The organism is uncultured Holdemanella sp. (genome assembly GCF_958348295.1).
Classification (GTDB): domain Bacteria; phylum Bacillota_I; class Bacilli_A; order Erysipelotrichales; family Erysipelotrichaceae; genus Holdemanella.
Genome location: NZ_CATVYQ010000007.1, coordinates 47,981 through 53,980, shown reverse-complemented (window position 1 = coordinate 53,980; position 6,000 = coordinate 47,981). Strand labels below are relative to the sequence as shown.

Genomic DNA, 6,000 nt, shown 5'->3' with positions numbered 1-6,000 from the left:
AGAATTATATGACAAGTTAACAGAATACATTGATTTCAATCGTGCAGATTCAAATCACCCATTATAAAGGGAGCAGAGATTTCAAACATCTCTGCTCCCTAATTAATAATCCTTTAAACACTCATAGGGTTTTCAACCCTACAATTTTTGAAGCCAACTTTTAGTCGACCCTATCTAATTGCGGATTACCTTATTTTTTTACTATTCAACACCAATAATAAATGAGTAAACTGGTTGATTTCCTTCATGGATTTCAACTTCTGCATCACTGTTATCTTCGATATAAGCAGCGATTTCTTCAGCCTGTTCTTCTGTAGCTGTATCACCATAAATCAAAGTAACAAGTTCACTATCATCATCTAACATTTTATCCAACAATTTTTTTGTTGCTTCCATGCAATCTGGACAAGATACACAAATATCTTTTCCAAAAATACCCATATATTCATCTTTTTTTATTTCAAGACCATCATATGTTGTGTCTTTGATCGCATAAGTGACTTCCCCAGATTTAACATTTTCAATAGCCTCATTCATTTCAGCTAAGTTATCTTCTAATTCAACATCTGGATTAAACATAACACAAGCACTTAATCCTTGTGGAATTGTTTTACTTGGAAGTACATGAATATCTTGATCCGAACATACTTGTGCAGCTTGATTTGCAGCTAAAACAATATTTGAGTTGTTCGGTAAAATGAAGATATGATCTGCATTCAACTTTTCAACAGCTGAAACAAAATCTTCTGTACTAGGATTCATTGTTTGTCCACCACCAACAACAATATCAGCTCTAAGTTCTGTAAACATCTTCTTGATTCCATCACCAGGAGCTACGGTAATAATGGCATATTTTTTGTGTTCTGCCATTTTTTCCTCTTCTTCTTTTTCGATAATGTTGTCATGCTGTTCTTGCATATTTTCAACTTTTAATTTAATAAAACGACCCTGACGACGTCCCATTTTAATAGCTGTAAATGGTTCTAATGTATGAACATGGACTTTTACTAAATCCTCATCTTGCACACAAACAATTGAATTACCAATTGTAGCTAATTCATCTTTAAAGCTAGTTTCAGAGAAATGACGAATACCATTTTCAGATAACTTCAAAATAAATTCTGTACAGAATCCATATTCTTCTTCTCCACCTTCAACTTTTGTTTGAGCACTCTCACCAGCTGCTTTTGAACCTTCAAGTTGAACTGGATGACCTTCCATAGCTGCAAGGAAACCTTCTAAGATTACGCAAAGTCCTTTTCCACCACTATCAACTACACCTACTTCTGCAAGTACTGGTAATAATTCAGGTGTTCTTTGCAAAGAAGCATTGGCTTCATCCACCATCTTTTTCATCACGTCCATGCAGTCTGTTACTTCTTCTGTAGTAGTATATGCATACGTATAATCTGCAGCTTCGCGAACTACTGTTAAAATCGTTCCTTCTACCGGACGCATAACAGCACGATAAGCAACACGACTACCATTCACTAAAGCATGAGCCAATTGTGATGCATCCATATCATCTAAGTCTTCAACAGCTTGATAGATTCCTCTAAAAATCTGTGAAGTAATAACACCTGAGTTTCCACGTGCTCCCATTAATAATCCACGAGATAACGTTTTCGCAATATCTTTTACAGAATCTGAATTTGTTTTAAGAGCTTCTTTTACACCATTTGATACAGTTAAATGCATATTTGTTCCAGTATCACCATCTGGTACAGGAAAAACATTCAATGCATCAATTTCGGCTGAATGATTTGATAAATTGTTCATGCCGGATTCTAGCATCTGTTTAAATAATACACCATTGATTTTTTCCATTTTTTAACCCCTACTTAACTGCACGTACACCTTGAACATAAATGTTTACAGCGTTACATTTAACTTCCAAAGTCTTTTCCAATACATATTTAACGCGCTTTTGTGCTTCATACACAACTTCGCTTAATTTAATTCCTTGCAATGCGATAATATAAAGATTTAAAACCAAACCCGTTTCATCTTGTGTCACAACAACACCACGAGCGTAATTTTCCTTTTTCAATAATTCTGCCCAGCCATCCTTCAATGTTTTCTGGCTTGCCATACCTACAATACCGTAACATTCAGTAATTGCACCACCTGCTAAATTGGCAATCGCATCTAATGAAATTTCGATATTTCCGTATTCTGTTGATTTATTAATAGGCATAATAAAACCTCCTGTTTTTATTAATTATACTCTACTTAAAATATAAACACAAATCCTAATACGCTTCTACAAAGCTTTGTGAATCCTCATCCCAATAATAATATGTCCCATTTTCATCATAATATTCACCTGTATTTGGATCATAATACATACCGATAGCTTCATGATAATATACTCCCGTATTCTCATCATAAACCCACTCAGCCTCATTTTCTGATTCCGCTTCAGATGATTGATCTTCACTAGTTTCTGCCTCCTGAGGTGTTTCTTCTTTTTCCTCTTCTGAGTTTTCTTTTTGTTTCTCATCCTTTTTCTTTGAAGTAAAATCATCACAATTTACTTTTTCAATCGTAGAATGAGTAGAATCTAAAACTAGACAAACAGACTGTCCTTTTAACTTAGTCAATACACTTTGATATTTTGAAAGCATTTTTATACTCTTTAAATTTGTATAGATAATATTTCCATCTTGCATTGTGATTTTAAACATATTATTATCATAACTCGTTTTATAAGGCACAATCTCAGCAAACTTTTCAATTAAATCTCGAGTTAAAATTTTACTATGTTTCTGAAATTGTTCACATAATTTTTTACGTTGTCTGGCATTAAAATTTGACAACAATGGAAAATGGACAATCATATTTAAATATTGTTCTTCAATTTCAATAGAAGTTCCATCCTGACACAGCGCAAAATTCTTATTATCGTTAACATAATAGCCGACAATAAGTTTTTCTTGCACATCAAAAGTTAGTTTACGATTTTTTTTAGAAATCTTGCATGATTCGACAAAAGGCATCTTCTCTACTCTTTTTTCAAATAAAATAGAAGGCATTAAATAAAGCCGTGTTTTTGTACTTACATTTGCTAAATCGTAGACTTCACTATCTGATAAATAATAATTATTTTTACACGATAAAACTTTGACATGGGAATCTGCAGAAAAGTAATACACAAAAACACTCGCAACCATCATAAAAACAATACTCCAAACAATTGATTGCTTAATGGTTAGCTTGGCTTTTCTTCTTACCAATATAACTGCTCAACTTCCGTTACCATGTCAATATCATATTCTTTTTTAGCCTTGACTTTGATTTCATGAATTAAATCACGAACATTTTGAGCTGTAGCTGTTAAATCATCATTCACAATAAAATTACAATGCTTTTCACTCACCTTAGCCCCACCAACTTTATGGCCACGTAAACCTAAATCTTCAATCAATTTCCAAGCAGGAATTTCTTCTGGATTTCTAAAAACACTTCCTGCACATGGCTTATCCAATGGTTGTGCGCTCATTCTTCTTTCACGTCTAGCATCCATTAAATCACGAATATCATTTTGATTTCCTTTTTCTAATTGGAAACGCCCCACTAAAATAGTCCAATCTTTATGTGATTGAAAAATAGAATGGCGATATGCATAATCCAATTCATCCTTCTTCATCCAACAAATTGTATTATCTTTTAAAACACATACATCCACTAAATGATTTGCCATATTATCTTTATAGGCACCTGCATTCATATACAGACATCCCCCAATAGAACCTGGAATACCACTTGCCCATTCTAATCCTGTCAACGATCTTTTCATGGCTTCTACCGCCATATTTATAATTGAACATCCTGCTTGTGCCACTAAAATTCCATCTGGTTCAAAATAAAAATCATTCAATGTGCGATCTAAATTTATAATTGCACCATGAAAATCCGTATCTGAACATAAAACATTTGATCCACGTCCAAGTACATAATATGGAATATTTTCTTCTGCAAGTATATCGAGTACACACATCAAAGCTGTACAATTTTTTGGATAAATATAATAATCTACAAAGCCACCAATCTTAAAAGTTGTATGTTTCTTCATAGATTCATGTTCTAAAACTTCTGCATACGTCATTAACCGATCCTTAATGCTCATATTACTTCCCCTTTTTACATATATTTTTTAATAAATCTATAATATCATATGCCGCATTTGGTTTTCCCATCTGCAAAGCATGTTCATGTGTTTCTTTATATACCACAGGATTTGCGTATAAAGAAACAATTTGTCCCTGCAACGTTTCTGCATTTAAATCTTTTTCTTCAATAATACGACAAGCCTGTTTTTTTAGTAGCATGCTCGCATTATAAAATTGATGGTTGTTTGCCACATAAGGACTTGGTATCACAATAGATGGGATACCTAAAGCTGTTACTTCTGCAAGCGTAGTAGCTCCTGCACGACAAACCATTCCATCTACATGTCCATATATACGTAAAGTATCTACATATGGTACAACATGAATATTTTTTTGGTTTTCAAACAAATTCAAATCTTGCGAATTATCTTTTCCGCAGACATACAAAAATTGTAGATCATCATCAACATCCTTTAGAGCACTCTTCATCAATTCATTTACTGAACTAGAACCTAAAGAGCCCATCACAATAAGAATGGTCTTTTTATCTATATCTAAGCCTAGTGATTTAAAATAGTCTTCATCAAATTTTGCTTCTTTAGCAATTGTAGCTCTTGGATTTCCAAGCATGTGAATCTTGTCCTTAGGAAAAACCTCATTGCACTTCTCATAACAAGTTATAATCGCATCCACTTTTTTCATAACAAGCTGGTTAGCCTTACCAACAATAGAATTTTGTTCATGAATTACAGTATGGATACCTAAAGAATGAGCTGCCATAATAACAGGTGCACTCACATAGCCTCCAAAACCAATAACTACATCTGGTTTAAATTCTTTCAAATATTTTTTTGCCTTACCTTCTGCTTTAAACATCTGACAAACAGCCATACATTTTTTTAATGCATTTCCTACCAATCCAGAAGTGTGTAAAGCCTTAAACGCATATCCATTTTGAGGAATCAAATCCTTTTCCATGCGATCATCATTTCCAATAAATAATATTTCCGTTGAAGAATCAAGTTCTTTCATTTTATCCGCCAAAGCTAAAGCCGGATAAATATGTCCACCTGTTCCTCCTGTCACAAAACAAATTTTCATATTAAAAACCTCACCAAGTATATCATATATCAATCTTTTAAAACAATATCGTCACTTGTCTTTTCCATAAGGCCAGTTAAGACAAAACGATGATTCGAATTGAATCCATATTCTAAATCACAAGTAGACAAAGACACATAATTCGCATCTATATCATCTAATTCATTAAAATAAGTCGACATTTGTTGCATAGAATTCAACGTCTCTTGTCTATAATCACCAAATGACGTTGTATAGAATACACTATCTTCTGTCGTTTTCGCAAATGTAAAAACATGACACTTATAATTCGCATCTGGTGTTAATAAATAAAATACTGGATGCGACTTAAAAAAATCTTCATCACAATACTTTTTTAATAAGGTAAACATACCTCCACCCTCTACAGAATGTCCATATATAATTGAATTATCATCTTGAAATTGTGCATTCGCATTTGCATCCAAAAAAATCGAACCTCTATCATTATATTCTTTACTCACAGTATGATTCAAATAAAATTGATTATCTTTTGTTTGCATCACAGGAAAAGAAATATCACAATCAGGAACATAGATCCATGCTACAATATCCTCATTTTCCGCTTTAAGTTTACTCCAATCCGGATCTAACACTTGCTTTTCTTCATTGTCCTTTTTTTTGATTGCATTTTTTTCTAATTGTTTAGTTTCATTTTCTACTTGTTGTTTTTGTGAATAAATATCCCATAAATTATATGCACTATATCCAAAAACACAAAGACAAACAACTAAAAGAATTCTATATATCCATTTTTTCATACATGTTC

General features: G+C 32.9%; 6 protein-coding genes. All 6 read right to left on the bottom strand.

From position 1 onward, the window contains the following. Positions 1–201: 201 nt before the first annotated feature. Genes Q3907_RS02505 through srtB form a run of 6 tightly spaced genes read right to left on the bottom strand, consistent with a single transcriptional unit; the run spans position 202 to position 5,992 of the window. A complete protein-coding gene (locus Q3907_RS02505; RefSeq protein ID WP_295759795.1) occupies positions 202–1,827 on the bottom strand; it encodes a DAK2 domain-containing protein in 1,626 nt (541 codons plus the stop codon). Between the two features lie 10 nt (positions 1,828–1,837). After that, positions 1,838–2,197, bottom strand: coding sequence for an Asp23/Gls24 family envelope stress response protein (locus Q3907_RS02500; RefSeq protein ID WP_003863857.1), 360 nt, complete (start codon positions 2,195–2,197; stop codon positions 1,838–1,840). 55 nt (positions 2,198–2,252) lie between these two features. Then, complete coding sequence (locus tag Q3907_RS02495; RefSeq protein WP_367881490.1) at positions 2,253–3,236, bottom strand: OCRE domain-containing protein; 984 nt, start codon at positions 3,234–3,236, stop codon at positions 2,253–2,255. Beyond that, entirely contained in the window at positions 3,230–4,129 is a 900-nt protein-coding gene (gene murB, locus Q3907_RS02490) for a UDP-N-acetylmuramate dehydrogenase (RefSeq protein ID WP_301897076.1), read from the bottom strand. Before murB ends, Q3907_RS02495 begins: the two co-directional genes overlap by 7 nt. A 1-nt stretch (position 4,130) precedes the next feature. After that, positions 4,131–5,213 carry an undecaprenyldiphospho-muramoylpentapeptide beta-N-acetylglucosaminyltransferase gene (murG, locus tag Q3907_RS02485; protein WP_301897075.1) on the bottom strand — a complete coding sequence of 361 codons (1,083 nt, stop codon included), beginning with the start codon at positions 5,211–5,213 and terminating at the stop codon, positions 4,131–4,133. Positions 5,214–5,242: 29 nt separating this feature from the next. Next, positions 5,243–5,992 carry a class B sortase gene (gene srtB / locus Q3907_RS02480; protein ID WP_301897074.1) on the bottom strand — a complete coding sequence of 250 codons (750 nt, stop codon included), beginning with the start codon at positions 5,990–5,992 and terminating at the stop codon, positions 5,243–5,245. Positions 5,993–6,000: the final 8 nt, after the last annotated feature.